Source organism: Exiguobacterium sp. E4787 (genome assembly GCF_018618375.1).
GTDB lineage: Bacteria > Bacillota > Bacilli > Exiguobacteriales > Exiguobacteriaceae > Exiguobacterium > Exiguobacterium chiriqhucha.
Window position 1 is genome coordinate 1 of record NZ_JACSLY010000007.1, and the last position, 16178, is coordinate 16178.

Sequence of the window (16178 nt, forward strand, 5' to 3'; positions counted from 1 at the left end):
TATTTGACCTACTACAACGAAGAACGTATCCAAGAAAAATTAGGCTACCTTACACCGATAAAATACGGTGGGATGGCAGCCTAATCAAGGTGTTTTTATTAGTGTCTCATTTCGCTAGGTCAGTCTAGAGACCGGGCCTGTTTTTATTGATTCACTTTTTGTTCTTCCATACATTTTAACGCCGCCGTCCAACTGCCGAATAAGGCGTTGATGGTCGATGTGCTCGGCACGTTTCGTCCTTCGGCCCATTTCCGATAATGGAGGATGCTGAAGTGAGACAACTCTTGTCTAGCGACCCGAAGCGCCTCGATGACATCTTCTTCATCCCATTTCCGCTTCGGTGGGGCGATATCGAGGACGAACAAGGCGTAGCTCCATGACCCGTACTTCCGGGCGATGGTCGCGACCGTCGGATAGCCGCGCTCTTGGGCCCAGATGGCGTAATGCTGAGATGTGAGACGTTCGAGTTCCTCGGACGCTTCAATCAACGCTTGGATAATCCGTTCTTCATTGTTTTTCGCCGCGGTCGTCTGAAGTTTGGCTTCCCGGAGCGCGTTCGACCAAGAGCCGAACCGGCTGCTGATTAACGTCAGCGACGGGGAACGTGTCACTTTCGACCACTCCCGATACGTTTGGCTCGTGAAGAGCGAAAGTTCCTCAGCGGCTTGATTCAATGCCTGAAGGATATCCTCATCTGAATAGTAATGGAACGACATTTGAATTTGGGCGGCGACGAGTGCTTCGCGCCAAGACCCGAACTGGTGGATAACGGTGGAAAGGGACGGTACGTTTTTGGTTTGCGACCAAACGCTGTACCGTTTCGAATCGAGCTCGGCATGTTCTTGAGCAGCTAACTGCAACGCTTGTACGATTTGAGGGCGTGTCCATTTTTTCATCTTGGTGTCTCTCCTTTGGAGGGAGACGCAGCGAGCGTCTCGGAAGGTCTCTTGGTGTGAATGAACAGCTTGTATTGGTTGAAGAGTCAACGAGCTAGTCAAAAAGAATGCGTACGATCGATGTTTACCTCCTTACATGATGTTTTAGACGAAATTCAAGATAATGTAAACGATACCCAATTCGGGTTATGTATATTCCCATTTCCCGTTTGTCCGACAATTATTCATTATGTGAAAGAAATCATGATAATAATTTCGTGAACTCCTTTGTTGCCATCCGTGTCGTTCATGAGAAAAAGCTTGTTTTATCTTTAAATTTGTCGAGAAGAGTCGGGTAGTTTACTAGCATCGACGCATCTTTTGCGCATTCCAACCCACACCACGAACGAACAACTCAGACTCTTGGAGGTGCGAACTACCATGGCAACACTTGTGAACGTGTATCGGAAGAATCAACGGAATTTGCTGTTCTTATGTCTTGACATCTTGATCGTCTCATTTGTGCTCTATGCGACGTTTGAATTGCTGTTCTCGACGATTACGTCGTACGCGGCGCTCGAATCGAGCGAAATGTTGATGATGGTCGGTATCAAAATCATCAGCTTCAGTCTCGTCGGGACGGTGTTAAAAATCCATCGTATCGACTGGCGTTACGCCTCGGTCCATGAGATGAAACAAGTCGCTATCGCCTTACTGAGCAGTGACTTGGTGTTGTACGCCTACAACCAGTTCCACTTCGGGGCAGGGCTCGGCATGATCATCGCTGTCCAAGGGTTGCTCGCCTTCAACTTGATTTTGTTCACGCGATTCTTGGCCCGCAACCACGTATTCGATGTGTTCAAACCGCACTCCAATCATCCCGGACGAAAAGCGCTCATCATCGGGGCTGGTGATTCGGGCCAGTTGATCGTCCGTGAGTTGAAAGAACATCGGACGACCGTCCTCTGCGTCGTCGGTCTACTCGATGACAACCCGCACTTACAGTCGCTTTACGTGCACGGTGTTCCAGTGCTCGGGGTAACGGACGATTTAGAGCGCATCATCCAAGAGCACGGGATTGAAGTCGTGATTTTGGCCATCCCAAGCCTGTCCTATGCGCGACGACTTGCCTTGCTCAAGCGGATTGAGAAGACGGGTGCTGAGTCCCATGCGTTACCGATGATCTCGGAGCTCGCGACCGGGAAGGTCTCCATCAGTGAAATCCGCGAAGTGAAAATCGAAGACTTGCTAGGCCGAGAACCGGTCCAGTTGGACATATCTGGAATTTCTAGTCATGTGGAAGGAGCGACGGTACTCGTCACGGGTGCCGGCGGATCCATCGGTTCGGAACTGTGCCGTCAGCTCATCAAATTTGCCCCGGCTGAAATGATTCTCCTCGGTCACGGCGAGAACAGTATTTACTTGATTGAACGCGAGCTGCGCGAACTCGGGACGGACACGGTGCTTTATCCCGTCATCGGTGATGTGCAGGATGAGGCCCGGCTTGAAGAAGTGTTCCGGATGTATAAACCGGACATCGTCTATCACGCCGCCGCCCACAAACACGTTCCACTCATGGAAGACAATCCGCTCGAAGCCGTCAAAAACAACATTTACGGGACGAAACATATGGTCGACGTCGCGGCCCGGCACAAAGTGAATCGCTTCATCATGATCTCGACGGACAAGGCGGTCAATCCGACGAACGTGATGGGTTCGACAAAACGAATTGCCGAGATGGTCGTCCAAGAGAAAGCTCGTGTCAGTGATACGATTTTTGCGGTCGTCCGCTTCGGCAACGTCCTCGGCAGCCGTGGCTCGGTCGTCCCGCTGTTTAAAGAACAAATTTTACGCGGGGGTCCGGTCACCGTCACCGATCCCGAGATGACCCGTTACTTCATGACCATTCCGGAAGCGAGTCGCCTCGTCATTCAAGCGAGCGTCTTAGCGCGAGGTGGTGAAGTGTTCGTGCTCGATATGGGTGACCCGGTCAAAATCATCGATTTGGCGAAAAAGATGATCGAGTTGAGCGGATTCACGACCGATCAGATTGGAATCGAGGTCACTGGGATTCGTCCTGGTGAGAAGTTGTATGAAGAACTGTTGGCCGAAAGTGAGCTCGGTCCGGAAGCGAACGTCTTCCCAAAAATCTTCGTCGGTCGGACCCGGTCGTTCAAGACCGTCTCCTCTGTCTTGCATTTGATTGAAACGTTCCGCGATGACCGTGACGCGTTGATGTATCTGTTGCTGTTCATCGCCAACAGCGACGACCTCGATCGAGACGTCGAACGGCTGTTCACACACGGGGTGAAACGGATGCGTCCTCATATCGCCGCATCACGTCTCGCCGATGGGAACTGAACGCCACTACGAGCGAGGAGGGGAGAACGATGGTCGATCAAACAGTGATCATCGTCGGCGTCGCCAGCTTTCAAGGATTCCATCTGGCACGTCGACTGTTACAGGAAGGGTTTGACGTCGTCGGAATCGACGATGAAGGGCGGCACAAGACGAGAATTGCCAAACAACGTCTCTACGTCCTGACGCACCCGCAGTTTCAGTTGATTCGCACGACACTCGCGAACAAGACGGTCATGCGCAGCATCTTGAAGCGACATGAACCACGCCACATCATCCTATGTTCGACCCGTACCGTCGACGACCCGCTCGAACGATACGAGTTGATGAAGCGGTACATCGCGCTGCATACGACACGAGTCCCACTCGAGTCGTTCATCACGTTCGACCTCCCGGTAAAGGAAGTGAGCGAAGAAGATCCCGCCATCCACTTATTCACGGAAGACGTCTTCGGACCTTGGGATGACGCCTCGACACTCGTGTCCAAAGCGATTGTCGCCGTCGACCGCGGCGTCCGTCTTTCCGGTTATTATGCGACGGATATCATCAACGTCTCCTATATCGATGACGTCGTTGAGTCGGTCGTTCGACTATTGCGTTTGATTCAAACAGGGCTGTCGCCCGTCGGCTACTTTCAAATTCCAGCCTCGGACTACGTGATCGTTCAAACGTTACTGTCCGATATTGGGCACATCCTCAACAAATCGGCCAAGACGTCGTTGCCGATGCGCACATCCGTGCTCCGGCAGTCGGACATCCCGACGCTCGATACTTTGATTGGCTTTAGCCCGAGTACATCGCTGTTTGAAGGGCTCGAGCAAGTCGTCGACTGGTATATCTCGTATAAAAACATGATGAAGGAGGGCATCAAATGAACATCTTATTATCGAAGCCGCACATGTCCGGACGTGAGATGGCTTATATCGAAGAGGCGTTCGCGAGCAATTGGATCGCGCCGCTCGGCCCGAACGTCAATGCGTTTGAAGCGGAAGTGGCCGCATATGCGGATCATCCTCACGCCTTGGCGACAAGCTCAGGCACGGCCGCCCTCCATTTAGCGCTACTTACCCTCGGTGTCGGGACAAATGACACAGTCTTCTGTCAATCGCTCACGTTCGTGGCATCGGTCAACCCGATCCGTTATGTCGGGGCGATCCCGGTCTTTATCGATTCGGAAACGACGACGTGGAACATGTCGCCGGACGCGCTCCGGAAAGCGTTCGTCCAAGCGGCGACGAAAGGGAAACTTCCAAAAGCAGTCATCGTCGTGCATCTCTATGGCGTCGTCGCGAAAATAGGTGAGATTCGCCATATTTGCCGCGAGTATGGTGTCCCGTTGATTGAAGATGCGGCCGAATCACTAGGTTCGACATGGCACGGGCAGATGACGGGCACGATTGGCGACATCGGCTTCTATTCGTTCAACGGCAACAAAATCATCACGACCTCAGGCGGCGGCATGCTCATGGTGCCGAATGCGGAAACGAAACAGTTAGCGCTCAAGTTGGCCACGCAAGCCCGGGAAGATGCGCCGCATTATGAGCATGAACAAGTCGGTTACAACTATCGATTGAGCAATGTCTCGGCCGGCATTGGTCGGGGACAGCTCGAAGTGATTGAACAGCGCGTCCAAGCGAGACGTCGAGTCTTCGCCCGCTACGAGCGCATGTTCCGGCAACTTGGGACGACGTATCAACAAGAGGTCCCATATTCACGGGCCAACCGTTGGCTCACGGCCATGCAATTGGACCAAACCGAATTGCATCGTGACACATTGATGCAGCGGCTCGCCACGGCCGGGATTGAATCGCGTCCCGTCTGGAAGCCGATGCACTTACAGCCCGTTTACCGCGATGCAGAATACGTGTCGGTCGACGGAGAAGACGTCAGTCGCCGACTCTTCGAAAACGGCATCTGTCTTCCGTCGGGATCTGATTTGACGCTCGGAGAACAACAGCAAGTCATCCAGACGGTACTCGATACACGTACAATCGTGACCGAACAAAGTGTCTGAGGAGGACGAACGATGAACCGGGAAGCAGAGATTATCCAGTCGCTTCGAGCCGCTGCATCTCTGACTCCGACCCTCACTGTCAAACAATATCAGCTCTGGAGCCGAGACCGAGACGTCCCGACGTTCCTCGACGTTCTCAATTTTTATGGGTCATGGACCGGTGCGTTAAAAGCGGCCGGGCTCGTCGAATCCCGCAAACAGTATACCCAACAAGAACTCATCGCAGCGCTTCGGCTCGCACTTGAACAGGAAGGGAGATTGACGAGCACCCACTATCAACAATGGGCCAAAGGTCAAGTCGCCCCTTCCCTAGGTGATATTATTTCCCACTTCGGGTCTTGGAGTCTGGCCGTGAAAACGGTTGAGCGTTTAGAAGAACTCCATTTTACCGTCCAACCAGAACGTGAAAAAGCAGAAATCGTCCAATCGTTACTCGAAGCAAGCCGGGTCGTGGTCCCATTCAACGCCGTCACGTATCAGAAATGGGCCAAACAACATAAACGACCGAGTGTTGCCAAAATATCGCGGCGGTATGGCTCTTGGAAACGGGCACTCGCCGAGTTGGAGCTTCGTGAGTCGTGTGATGGAAAGAAGTGAACATGGAGGAGGAATCGCGATGAACGGAGCATTTGTCATCTCGTTAGATTTCGAATTGAACTGGGTCACGTTTGACGGCACGACGATCGAGGCGTATGGCGAGAATCTACTTGGAGTACGGCAAGTCGTTCCAAGCCTGCTCGAATTGTTCGCCGCGCATCAGATTCATGTGACGTGGGCGACCGTCGGCTTCCTGTTCTATGAGACGAAAGCGGAACTGTTGAAAGACTTGCCGACGATTCAGCCGGCGTACCGTCATCCCGAATATTCTTCGTACAACTGGATGCAGCACGTTGGGGCGGACGAGGCGACCGATCCGTATCACTTCGGGAAGTCACTCGTCGATCAAATCATCGCCACCCCTGGCCAAACGATTGGAACTCATACGTATTGCCATCTCTCTTGTCTCGAGGAAGGTGTGACCATCGAGGCGTTCAAGGCCGACCTTGAGGCGGCGAAGCGTGTGGCGGCACGGCGGGATGTCCCGATTCAAAGTATCGTCTATCCACGTAACCAATCGAGTCCGGCGCATTTCAAGGCAGCTCAAGAGGTCGGCATCGATGTCTATCGCGGCAATGAGACCCATTACATTTATCGGGCCGATGCGAGAGGGGATGAGGGGTTAGGCCGACGGGCCCTTCGACTGTTGGACGCCTACGTGAACTTGACCGGGCATCACACCGTCTCATGGGAATCCATTCGCCAGTCCTCTCCGTATAACGTACCTTCGAGCCGCTTCCTCCGTCCGTACGTGCCGCCGCTCCGCTTCCTCGACCGTCTCAAATTGCGTCGTATCAAGCGCAGCATGACGCATGCGGCCAAGACCGGACAAGTGTTCCATCTCTGGTGGCACCCGCATAACTTCGGGAAGCACTTATCGGAAAATATGGCGATGTTGAGCGAAATCGTCGCTCATTATGAGAAGCTCCACCAGACATACCAATTCGAAAGTTTATCGATGGAAGAAGTGGCTGACCGGTGCCGTCCGGTCGTCGTCTCGACGCAGGAGCGTCACGGATGAGCGTTGTGTTAGGAAAATGGAAGGAGGGAAACGCCATGGGTCGACCCATCGTGTTACTTATCGGGGAACATCGCACATCCGCCTACGTCTATCAGGCGATTCGCAACCTAGGGGTGACCCATGTGATTCGAGAAGATGGTCCGAGCGAGCATCGACCCGAATCGCTCAACCATTGGCTGACGCACGCCTATGTCCGGTCGATGTCGCCTCTCATGCGCGTATCCAGCCGGGCCCGGATTCGAGAATTGAAAGGTCGCTATCCGTTGAACGACGAGCCGATTCCGTTCCATCACATCCTGCGGGTCACTTCATTAAACGATGCGAAGACGACGATGTGGCTCGATCGTCTCGATCCACAACTGATCGTCACCCATGAAACGGGACCGATTGACCCGAGTGTCCTCGCCCGATTCGACTGTCCGGTGCTGACAGTCAAACCGACGATCGCCGAAGGGCAAATTGAGGCATACTGGGCGTTCCGGGCCAAACCGGACGTCTGTGAGGCACGAATCGAACAGTGGACCGAGCGGGGCTGGTCCGTGGTCGACCGGGCCGTGCTCTATATCGGCGGGACGGATAATTTTGCCACGTACCCGTATTTACAGCTCACGACCGTATTGCCCCTCCTGAGACGGCAAATCGAGTTGCTGTTAAAGGAAGATGTCTATGACCGCCGAACGGCGAAATAACGGCCAAAGCGTGATGCTTTGGCCGTTTAGCTTTGGGTGATGCAATAGTGTTGGATGGCGTCATTATAGTAGACGGCAAGTCCTGGGGCGTACTTGTCATAGAATGCGGTGAAACGCTCATCCATGACGTACATCTGTCCGAGTCCGCTGAACATGTCGAGCGAGCAGTCATAAAACTGGTCGTTGATGAACATGTGGTTCGCCTGGACGGCCGCTTGGACACGTGGGTCTTCGACCGGGACACCGGCCGTGAACAAGTCGACCAGCGGTTTGACGAGATCGACTTGCTGTTGACTGAGAGCTTCCCAGTCTTCTTTCGAGCGCTTGTCGGCGCGCGCACGTGACGTCTTGTACGCCTCGCTCTCGCCCCAACGTTCCACGACCTCGGGCTCGTGTTTCGCTTCGTGGGTTTTCAGTTCGTCAAACGACAGACCGTTGAACAACGATTTGTCTTCCATTGAAATTCCTCCTCTCAGTGAGGTGAGCGTCGATTCCGCCGTCTCGGCGAGTGTCGCGAAATAGGCGGCCTTTGCGCGCAGCGCGGTCACCTGCTCCTTGAGGGCACGGGTCCGATCGAACGGTTCGGCTTCGAGCAACGCCTGAATCGTCTCGAGTGGAAAGTCGAGCGAACGATACAGCAGAATCGACTGCAACCGCTCGGCGTCCTGTGACGAGTAACGGCGATACCCGTTGACGTCACGCTCGGCAACAAGCAGACCGACCGCATCATAGTGCCGTAGCGTCCGTGTGGTCGTGCCAGCGAGCGTGGCGAGCTGTTGAATCGTATACATGTCCTCACCTCCTTGGATTCAGCGTACACGTTGACGTCGCGTCAAGGTCAAGCCTCTTTTTCAAACAAAGAAAAACCATCCCGTTCGCCGATGTACCGGAAGCCGAAGCGGGGATAATAGGCGTTCAAAAAAGAGTTCGTGGCGACGCAGTCGAGGCGAATCCGGTCCGACGTTGCTGCGAGTGCATGACGCATCAGCTGTTCGCCGATTTGTTGGCCTTTCATTCGGTCGTCGACGACGAGCCGATGTAAATAGACGGCCCCCCGGGAATCGTCCCATAAATTCTCATCCCAAGCCGTCGGCGGAATCAAACTGACCGACCCGGTGATGGTTCCATTTGTTTCATATACATACACGGTCCCGTTCGTGACGTCATGAGTCACAAAATCGGTCCGGCTCGGTTCCAAATATTTCACCCATTGCGTTTTTCCGGCTGCCTGAAAAGCTTGGGCTTTCTTTAAAATTAGTTGATCGATTGCCGAAAGATCGGCCTGTGTGGCCAAACGAATCATATAAGTCGCCTCACTTTCATTTCATTTCAAATTCGTGTAGGGTACACGGTGAGTAAGCTGTTGAAACACTCTTTGTATTGATTTCGAATTTTTGTTAAGATAAACGTAGTGCATCGTGCAAACGATTGCGCTAATGCGATATAGAGAGAACAGCACTGATATTAGTATATAGGATGCGCAGTGAGTTTAGGGATAAGGGAGTATCATTGAGACATGCAACTTTTACAACGTGACCAACACACACAAACGAAAACACTGAAACGAAACTGGTGGAAAGAAGCCGTCGCTTATCAAATCTACCCGCGCAGCTTCTACGATGCGAACGGCGATGGAATCGGCGACATCCAAGGCATCATCGATAAGCTCGACTATTTGAAAGACCTCGGCGTCGACGTCATCTGGATTTGTCCGATGTATAAGTCGCCGAATGATGACAACGGCTATGACATTAGCGACTATCAGGACATCATGGACGAGTTCGGATCGATGGAAGATTTCGATCGACTGTTGACGGAAGTCCATGCACGCGGCATGAAGTTGTTGCTCGACCTCGTCGTCAACCATACGTCGGACGAGCACCCATGGTTCATCGAATCGAAGAGCTCGAAAGACAATCCGAAGCGTGACTGGTACATTTGGCGTGACGGCAAACCCGACGGCTCGAAACCGAACAACTGGGAGTCAATCTTTGGCGGGTCGGCCTGGGAGTTCGATGAGACGACGGAGCAATATTTCTTGCACGTCTTCTCGAAGAAACAACCGGACCTGAACTGGGAGAACGCCGAGATGCGCCAGACGATCTATAACATGATCAACTGGTGGCTCGACAAAGGCATCGACGGCTTCCGTGTCGATGCAATCAGCCACATCCGCAAACATCCATCGTTCGGCGATTTGCCGAACCCAGAAGGCCTCGACTTCGTGCCATCGTTCGAGATGCACATGAACGTCGATGGGATTCACGGTTATTTGGAAGAGCTTCGCGACGAGACGTTCAACAAGCACGACATCATGACGGTCGGGGAAGCGAACGGCGTGTCGCCTGACGACGCTCACCTTTGGGTCGGCGAGAAGGAAGGCAAGATGAACATGGTGTTCCAATTCGAACACATGGGTCTTTGGCGCGAAGACGCCGAGTCGAAGCTCGACGTCGTCCATTTGAAGAACGTCCTGACGAAATGGCAAAAAGGTCTCGAAGAAGACGGCTGGAACGCCCTCTATGTCGAGAACCACGATCAGACACGGACCGTGTCGTCATGGGGTGATGACGAGCGCTATTGGAAAGAGAGCGCGAAATCGATTGCGATGATGTATTTCCTCATGCAAGGGACGCCGTTCATCTATCAAGGCCAAGAGATCGGCATGACGAACGTGAAGTTCGACTCGATCGACCAGTACGATGATATCGCGACACGAAACCGCTATTACATCGGTCTCGAACATGGCAAGAGCCATGAGGAGATGATGGACATCACGTGGAACTCGTCACGTGATAACACGCGCACACCGATGCAGTGGAGCGATGCCCCGAACGCGGGCTTCACGTTCGCCGAGACGCCTTGGTTCGGCATCAACCCGAACTACACGGACATCAACGTCGACGCCCAGCTCGAAGACGACGACTCGATTCTCAATTTCTATAAAGAGATGATTCGTCTTCGCAAGCAAGACGAGACGTTTGTTTACGGGACGTATGACATCGTCTTGCCGGAACACCCGGAGATTTACGCGTACACGCGCACGCTCGGTGACTCGCAATACCTCGTCATGACGAACTTGACGGGCAAAGAAGCCATCTTTGCGACGGAGCTCACGCTTCGCTCGGAAGACGTCGTCTTGCAAAATATGCCGCTCGAGCCGCATGATGAGACGACACTCGTCCACTTGAAGCCGTTCGAGGGGCGCGTCTATAAAATGAGTTAATCGAAGACAGGGACATTCCCTGTCTTTTTTTTTGCGTACAGGGAAATGACGAGAGAGCACGAATTCATATATAGACAAGACGAGGAGGGGTTGGAATGAGACTGTTACTGACATCGGCCGGGATTAAAAATGACCGGATTAAACAAACGTTACTCGAGTTGTTAGGGAAACCGATTGAGGAGTGTACCGCCCTGTGCATCCCGACCGCGATTTACGCGTTGCCGGGTGGGACGAATCACGCGTGGAACTTTTTCAACGGTGATTTCTCGACGCCGATGTGTGAGGTAGGGTGGAAGTCGGTCGGGGTCCTCGAATTGAGTGCCCTCCCAAGTCTTGATGAAACGGTTTGGAGACCGGCGTTCGACGAGGCGGATGTGTTGTTGGTCAACGGAGGCGACCCACTGTTCTTGCATTATTGGATGAAGCAGTCCGGTGTCTCGCAGCTGTTACCGGATTGGAATGGCGTCTATGTCGGTTTGAGTGCCGGCAGCATGGTTATGACCCCGAGAATCGGGGAGGCGTTTGTCGGTTGGCAGGCGCCAGGCGTGCAAAGCGATGAGACGCTAGGCTACGTCGATTTTTCGATTTTCCCTCACCTCGATCATGAGATGTTGCCGGAGAACACGTCCGAGCATGCGACCGAATGGGCAGGCATGTTGGCTGGGCCGAGCTACGCCATCGATGACGAGACGGCGATTCGAGTCGTCGACGGGCGTGTAGACGTGATTTCGGAAGGGAATTGGCTGAAGTTTTAACGGAACGAACGGCCGCGGATGATCACATCCGCGGTCTTTTGCTTGAAGCGGACTTCTTGCACGCACATAATATAAAATTGATCGGGCCCGACGTGTGAAGCGCGTGCGAACCGGGAAAGAAAAAGTTACCGATTCCGGACCGTTCGCGAGATATGGTACGATGGGACAGCGGAAAGGGGAATCATCATGGCAATTGAACCGAAACGCGTACGTGTGCGCCAAAAGACGACGATCAGTGAGATCGCGGAACCGATCGAGCTGCAAGCCGAGGGGCTCTATTATGAATTGAAGACCGGCTTCATCTTGACGTTCGATCAAGAACGGGAAGACGGTGTCGTTCCGACGACAATCAAATATACGACAGGCCGGCTCGCGCTCATCTGTAAAGGACCGATCGAGATGAATCATTCCTTTATCGAAGGACGTTTGACGCAAAGCCTATATAAAAACCTATATATGTCGATGACGATGGCGACGACGACAGAGCGACTCGATGTCGCGGACGGCCGTTGCCGCTTCGTCTACGAGTTATCGATGAACGAAGACATGGCGGGAAATTATGACGTCGACGTCACATGGACGTTTGAAGGAGGAGAGTTCGCATGAATTTTGCAGAACGCGTGAAAAAGATTGAAGAGATGTTGAACGAGGATTGGTTCGAGATGCTCGAGACGAACGAGGACGAGTATGAAGAGTGGCGTGGCCGCCTCGAGGACCATGCTGAGCAGGTCGTCGGGCACTATGACAACGAGACCGGTGTCGATATGGACTCGGTCGACAAGTTGCTCCAGTTGAACGATGAGTTCCCGCTTCTTTATGGAGAAGATACGGTCCGGCTTTACGTCGCGTTGATCGAGGCGCGGCCGGAAGACAAGTCGGCGTACGAACGCTATATCGATTATTTGGCGGCCATCGGTGACGCGACACATGAGGAATTTTTACGGTTCCACACGCTCGTCGAGGCTGGCCGTTTAGACGAGGCCCGTACGCTCGCCCCACAGATGCCAAAACGACTAGGATTAGAAGACTGACCCGCAATCGATTGCGGGTTTTTTGCTAGATGATTCTATGAAAAAGGCGACATCTCGTCACAGGAACGTCTGTTTTCAACGTGAATCGGCTTCGTTATGATGAAGAGAGACCAATCAATTAGGGGGACGTCAGATGCTACAGCTCGTCAAAACAACGATGGCGCAACAAGCGCAAGTACTCGAATTTTTAAAGGAGTGGCGGGAGCGGGAAGAGACGATCGTCCCGAACGCGGTCGACCGCGACGCGTCTGACTTTGCGTCGTACGTCAAACAGATTCGTGATAAAGAGATACGGGTGAACAACCTCAGTTGGGTGCCGAGCACGACGTATTGGCTGACGGACGGGGACGAGTTGCTCGGGGCGGCGAATATCCGCCACGAATTGAATGACAACCTCCTCAACTTTGGGGGCCACATCGGTTACGGCATCAAGCCGAGCGCACGTGGACGCGGTCTGGCAACGAAACAGCTCGAGCTCGCGCTCGAGAAAGCGAAAGAACTCGGGATTGAGCGGGCGTTGATTACGTGTGACCGGACGAACGTGGCGTCACGCCAAGTCATCTTGAATAACGGAGGAATACCGGACACACCGTTCACAGCGGAAGGCGGGAAAATCGTCGAGCGGTTTTGGATTGAACTGAAAGGATGACGTGAGATGGCGAATTGGATCGTGGTCTATTTAGCACTGATCAATTTTTGGGGAATCTATCTGTTTCCACGAGACCGGGTACCGTCTCAAAAATGGTTCTCGTTTTCGAGCGGGATCGCCATCACGTACTTTTTCATGTATCTCTTGCCGTCTTTGAATAAGCGGCAAGACACGCTCCGGGTCGAATGGCTCGACCTGGCCTTGCCGTCGGAGATTTATGTCATCAGCCTGCTCGGCTTCACCGTCTTTTACGGGACGATGCGTGTCGTTCGAACGCCACACTTCAAAGACGAGACGATTGATCAGAACGTGTCGTATTGGCTCCAAGTGACGCTGTTGACGGCATATATGTCGTTCTCGGCTTACGTCGTTACGGCATCATCCGTCACGTTCGTCGCCCGCAGCTTCTACGCGACGGCGCTCGGCGTCCACTTCCTCGCCGTCGGTCACGACTTGTATCGCCATTACGGGGAACGCTACCTTCGGCAAGGACGTTATTTGTTGAGCGGCGGCATCCTCATCGGCGGTTTCTTCTCCCGTTTCATCGATCTCGCCTCGCACGTCGAGGCCATCTTGTTCGCGTTCGTCGCCGGGGCGATGATTCTGAATATCGTCAAGTTCGAACTTCCAGCCGACCGCAACCTTCACTTCCGGACGTTCGTCCTCGCGGTCGTCGGGTATGGCGGCATCCTCTTATTCTTGAAGCATGTGCTCAATTTTTGACCCCTTCGATAAAAATGAATGACTGTTCATTCATTGTTTGATATACTGAATTCAAGATTGAATCCGTTTTCATAAGGGGGAGTTTTGGGGATGTCTACATTTTTAATCGTCAACTGGATTCTATTCTTGCTCGTCCTCGGCTATGGACTGTATTTGTTCGCCTCGCTGGTCTATCAGCGCTATACGTTCATCAAGCTCGGGAAGCAGGCAGAGTGGAGCCAAACGAATAAGGAACGGCTCGAACAGGTCATGATCAATGTGTTCGGCCAAAAGAAATTGTTAAAAGACAAGAAGAGCGGCATCATTCACGTCATGATGTTCTATGGGTTCATCCTCGTCCAGTTCGGGGCCATCGACTTCATCTGGAAAGGGCTTGCTGTCGGGACGCGTTTCCCGCATATCCCGCTCGGTCCGCTCTATCCGATTTTCACGTTCATGCAAGAAATCGTCATGCTCATGATTCTTGTCGCGGTCGTTTGGGGATTCTACCGCCGTTACATCGAGAAGCTCGTGCGCTTGAAACGAAACTTCTTGGCCGGCCTCGCCCTCATCTTCATCGGTGGGCTGATGGTATCGGTCTTGTTCGGGAACGGGTTCTACCTCGTCTATAAGGAAGAACTTCCGATGTGGGGTGAACCGGTCGCGACGCTCATCGGTTCGGCGTTTGCTTGGGTACCGGGAGGGGTCGCCTTCGCCTTGTTCGTCGTCTTCTGGTGGCTTCATCTCTTGTTCTTGCTCAGCTTCATGATTTATATCCCGCAAGGCAAGCACGCCCACTTGATCGCCGGGACGCTCAACGTCTGGCTCGGACGGACGCACCAGGTCGGTCGTCTCGCTCCGGTCGATTTCTCGGCGATGGAAGAAGCCGAGGAGTCGGACGAAGAAGTCGTCTTCGGGGTCAATAAAATCGAAGACTTCAACCAAAAACAACTCGTCGATTTGTATGCCTGTGTCGAGTGCGGACGCTGTACGAACGTCTGCCCGGCGACCGGGACCGGTAAGATGCTGTCGCCGATGGACCTCATCGTCAAGCTGCGCGACCATATGAACATGAAAGGGGCCGCCGTCACACGGAAGTCACCGTGGGCACCGGCGCTCTTGTTCCAAAACACGCAAGGGGCCGAGATTGCCGCCGCGGCCCAAGACGGGCATATGCTCGTCGCCGACGAGTTGATCGGCAACGTCATCACCGAAGAAGAGATTTGGGCATGTACGACGTGCCGCAACTGTGAGGACCAATGTCCGGTCATGAACGAGCACGTCGACAAGATTATCGATTTGCGCCGTTACCTCGTCATGATGGAAGGCAAGATGGATCCAGAAGCGCAGCGTACGGTCGCCAATATCGAACGTCAAGGCAACCCGTGGGGGATGAACCGGAAAGAGCGCGAGAATTGGCGCAAAGACCGGGAAGAACTTGTCATCCCGACGGCAAAAGAGAAGAAAAAGGCCGGCGAAGAGTTCGAATTCCTCTTCTGGGTCGGAGCGATGGGCTCATACGACAGCCGTAGCCAAAAAGTCGCGCAAAGCTTTGCGAGCGTCTTGAACAAGGCCGGCGTCTCGTTCGCCATCCTTGGTAACGAAGAGAAGAACTCAGGGGATACGCCACGCCGCATCGGGAACGAGCTGTTGTTCCAAGAGCTCGCCGAAGCGAACATCAAACTGTTCGAGAAGTATGGGGTCACGAAAATCGTCACGGTCGACCCGCACGCGTATAACACGTTCAAAAACGAGTATCCGGACTTTGGACTCACGGGTGTGAAAGTGTATCACCATACCGAGCTCCTCGCCGAGCTGCTCGATACGGGCCGGGTCAAACCGGACTTCTCCGTGAACGAGCGTGTCGTCTATCACGACTCATGTTATCTCGGACGCTATAACGGTATTTACGACGCCCCACGTTTCGTCTTGGAACGCATCCCAGGTGTCGAACTCGTCGAGGCGGAGCGGAACCGTGAGAACGGCATGTGCTGCGGCGCCGGTGGCGGTCTCATGTGGCAAGAAGAGAAAGTCGGGACGCGCGTTAACGTGGCCCGGACCGAGCAGTTGCTCGAGACGAAACCGACGGTCATCGGGTCGGCATGTCCGTACTGTTTGACGATGCTCTCGGACGGGACGAAAGCGAAAGAAGTCGATGAGACGGTCGGTACGTTCGACGTCGTCGAATTGCTTGATCGCTCCCTCGCTCCAATCGAAGTACCAGAACCGATTGTCCAATAAAAACAAGGCACGGTCCGCGG

Annotated in this window: 16 protein-coding genes; 13 read left to right on the top strand and 3 right to left on the bottom strand. The window is 53.5% G+C overall.

The annotated features are described in order from the left end of the window. Positions 1 to 143: 143 nt before the first annotated feature. Positions 144 to 896, bottom strand: a complete 753-nt coding sequence (locus KNP80_RS09030; RefSeq protein ID WP_214719271.1) for a homing endonuclease associated repeat-containing protein — start codon at positions 894 to 896, stop codon at positions 144 to 146. Between the two features lie 420 nt (positions 897 to 1316). Here KNP80_RS09030 and KNP80_RS09035 point away from each other — a divergent pair, with 420 nt between their 5' ends. The 6 genes from KNP80_RS09035 to KNP80_RS09060 are packed head-to-tail and all read left to right on the top strand — an operon-like array spanning position 1317 to position 7554. Further along, the gene (locus KNP80_RS09035) at positions 1317 to 3236 is read left to right on the top strand and encodes a polysaccharide biosynthesis protein (protein ID WP_214719276.1); all 1920 of its coding nucleotides are present in this window, start codon (positions 1317 to 1319) and stop codon (positions 3234 to 3236) included. Between the two features lie 29 nt (positions 3237 to 3265). Beyond that, positions 3266 to 4108, top strand: a complete 843-nt coding sequence (locus KNP80_RS09040; RefSeq protein ID WP_214834584.1) for an NAD-dependent epimerase/dehydratase family protein — start codon at positions 3266 to 3268, stop codon at positions 4106 to 4108. Further along, complete coding sequence (locus tag KNP80_RS09045; protein ID WP_214719282.1) at positions 4105 to 5247, top strand: DegT/DnrJ/EryC1/StrS family aminotransferase; 1143 nt, start codon at positions 4105 to 4107, stop codon at positions 5245 to 5247. The genes KNP80_RS09040 and KNP80_RS09045 overlap by 4 nt, the downstream gene beginning before the upstream one ends. A gap of 12 nt (positions 5248 to 5259) precedes the next feature. Next, the gene (locus tag KNP80_RS09050) at positions 5260 to 5844 is read left to right on the top strand and encodes a hypothetical protein (RefSeq protein ID WP_021066075.1); all 585 of its coding nucleotides are present in this window, start codon (positions 5260 to 5262) and stop codon (positions 5842 to 5844) included. 19 nt (positions 5845 to 5863) lie between these two features. Then, positions 5864 to 6865, top strand: a complete 1002-nt coding sequence (locus KNP80_RS09055) for a polysaccharide deacetylase family protein (RefSeq protein ID WP_214719288.1) — start codon at positions 5864 to 5866, stop codon at positions 6863 to 6865. 35 nt (positions 6866 to 6900) lie between these two features. Further along, the gene (locus KNP80_RS09060) at positions 6901 to 7554 is read left to right on the top strand and encodes a hypothetical protein (RefSeq protein ID WP_214719290.1); all 654 of its coding nucleotides are present in this window, start codon (positions 6901 to 6903) and stop codon (positions 7552 to 7554) included. A 26-nt stretch (positions 7555 to 7580) separates the two neighbouring features. Here the strand turns inward: KNP80_RS09060 and KNP80_RS09065 are convergent, their stop codons facing one another. After that, the gene (locus KNP80_RS09065) at positions 7581 to 8345 is read right to left on the bottom strand and encodes a MerR family transcriptional regulator (protein ID WP_214719292.1); all 765 of its coding nucleotides are present in this window, start codon (positions 8343 to 8345) and stop codon (positions 7581 to 7583) included. Positions 8346 to 8392: 47 nt separating this feature from the next. Next, the gene (locus tag KNP80_RS09070; RefSeq protein WP_214719294.1) at positions 8393 to 8857 is read right to left on the bottom strand and encodes a GNAT family N-acetyltransferase; all 465 of its coding nucleotides are present in this window, start codon (positions 8855 to 8857) and stop codon (positions 8393 to 8395) included. A 213-nt stretch (positions 8858 to 9070) separates the two neighbouring features. Between KNP80_RS09070 and KNP80_RS09075 the strand changes: the two genes are divergently transcribed. From KNP80_RS09075 to KNP80_RS09105, 7 genes are all read left to right on the top strand, one after another. After that, positions 9071 to 10780, top strand: coding sequence for a glycoside hydrolase family 13 protein (locus KNP80_RS09075; RefSeq protein WP_285800917.1), 1710 nt, complete (start codon positions 9071 to 9073; stop codon positions 10778 to 10780). Positions 10781 to 10875: 95 nt separating this feature from the next. Next, positions 10876 to 11535 carry a Type 1 glutamine amidotransferase-like domain-containing protein gene (locus KNP80_RS09080; RefSeq protein ID WP_214834587.1) on the top strand — a complete coding sequence of 220 codons (660 nt, stop codon included), beginning with the start codon at positions 10876 to 10878 and terminating at the stop codon, positions 11533 to 11535. A 186-nt stretch (positions 11536 to 11721) separates the two neighbouring features. Further along, positions 11722 to 12141 (top strand): YwiB family protein, encoded by a 420-nt coding sequence (locus KNP80_RS09085; protein ID WP_214719297.1) that lies wholly within the window; start codon positions 11722 to 11724, stop codon positions 12139 to 12141. Further along, on the top strand, positions 12138 to 12566 hold the full coding sequence (locus KNP80_RS09090) for a hypothetical protein (RefSeq protein ID WP_214719299.1): 429 nt from the start codon (positions 12138 to 12140) through the stop codon (positions 12564 to 12566). The genes KNP80_RS09085 and KNP80_RS09090 overlap by 4 nt, the downstream gene beginning before the upstream one ends. Positions 12567 to 12699: 133 nt before the next feature. Then, complete coding sequence (locus KNP80_RS09095; RefSeq protein WP_214719301.1) at positions 12700 to 13215, top strand: GNAT family N-acetyltransferase; 516 nt, start codon at positions 12700 to 12702, stop codon at positions 13213 to 13215. A gap of 6 nt (positions 13216 to 13221) precedes the next feature. Then, entirely contained in the window at positions 13222 to 13938 is a 717-nt protein-coding gene (locus KNP80_RS09100) for a hypothetical protein (protein ID WP_029594649.1), read from the top strand. A gap of 90 nt (positions 13939 to 14028) precedes the next feature. Continuing rightward, positions 14029 to 16158, top strand: a complete 2130-nt coding sequence (locus KNP80_RS09105) for a (Fe-S)-binding protein (RefSeq protein WP_021066085.1) — start codon at positions 14029 to 14031, stop codon at positions 16156 to 16158. The last annotated feature ends 20 nt before the right edge of the window (positions 16159 to 16178 follow it).

Excerpts from the sequence above, each read along its gene's own strand:
- KNP80_RS09105 (WP_021066085.1), top strand. The coding sequence starts at position 14,029 with ATGTCTACATTTTTAATCGTCAACTGGATTCTATTCTTGCTCGTCCTC.
- KNP80_RS09085 (WP_214719297.1), top strand. The coding sequence starts at position 11,722 with ATGGCAATTGAACCGAAACGCGTACGTGTGCGCCAAAAGACGACGATC.
- KNP80_RS09030 (WP_214719271.1), bottom strand. The coding sequence starts at position 896 with ATGAAAAAATGGACACGCCCTCAAATCGTACAAGCGTTGCAGTTAGCT.
- KNP80_RS09090 (WP_214719299.1), top strand. The coding sequence starts at position 12,138 with ATGAATTTTGCAGAACGCGTGAAAAAGATTGAAGAGATGTTGAACGAG.
- KNP80_RS09095 (WP_214719301.1), top strand. The coding sequence starts at position 12,700 with ATGCTACAGCTCGTCAAAACAACGATGGCGCAACAAGCGCAAGTACTC.
- KNP80_RS09060 (WP_214719290.1), top strand. The coding sequence starts at position 6,901 with ATGGGTCGACCCATCGTGTTACTTATCGGGGAACATCGCACATCCGCC.
- KNP80_RS09100 (WP_029594649.1), top strand. The coding sequence starts at position 13,222 with ATGGCGAATTGGATCGTGGTCTATTTAGCACTGATCAATTTTTGGGGA.
- KNP80_RS09080 (WP_214834587.1), top strand. The coding sequence starts at position 10,876 with ATGAGACTGTTACTGACATCGGCCGGGATTAAAAATGACCGGATTAAA.
- KNP80_RS09035 (WP_214719276.1), top strand. The coding sequence starts at position 1,317 with ATGGCAACACTTGTGAACGTGTATCGGAAGAATCAACGGAATTTGCTG.
- KNP80_RS09040 (WP_214834584.1), top strand. The coding sequence starts at position 3,266 with ATGGTCGATCAAACAGTGATCATCGTCGGCGTCGCCAGCTTTCAAGGA.
- KNP80_RS09055 (WP_214719288.1), top strand. The coding sequence starts at position 5,864 with ATGAACGGAGCATTTGTCATCTCGTTAGATTTCGAATTGAACTGGGTC.
- KNP80_RS09070 (WP_214719294.1), bottom strand. The coding sequence starts at position 8,857 with ATGATTCGTTTGGCCACACAGGCCGATCTTTCGGCAATCGATCAACTA.
- KNP80_RS09045 (WP_214719282.1), top strand. The coding sequence starts at position 4,105 with ATGAACATCTTATTATCGAAGCCGCACATGTCCGGACGTGAGATGGCT.
- KNP80_RS09065 (WP_214719292.1), bottom strand. The coding sequence starts at position 8,345 with ATGTATACGATTCAACAGCTCGCCACGCTCGCTGGCACGACCACACGG.
- KNP80_RS09050 (WP_021066075.1), top strand. The coding sequence starts at position 5,260 with ATGAACCGGGAAGCAGAGATTATCCAGTCGCTTCGAGCCGCTGCATCT.
- KNP80_RS09075 (WP_285800917.1), top strand. The coding sequence starts at position 9,071 with ATGCAACTTTTACAACGTGACCAACACACACAAACGAAAACACTGAAA.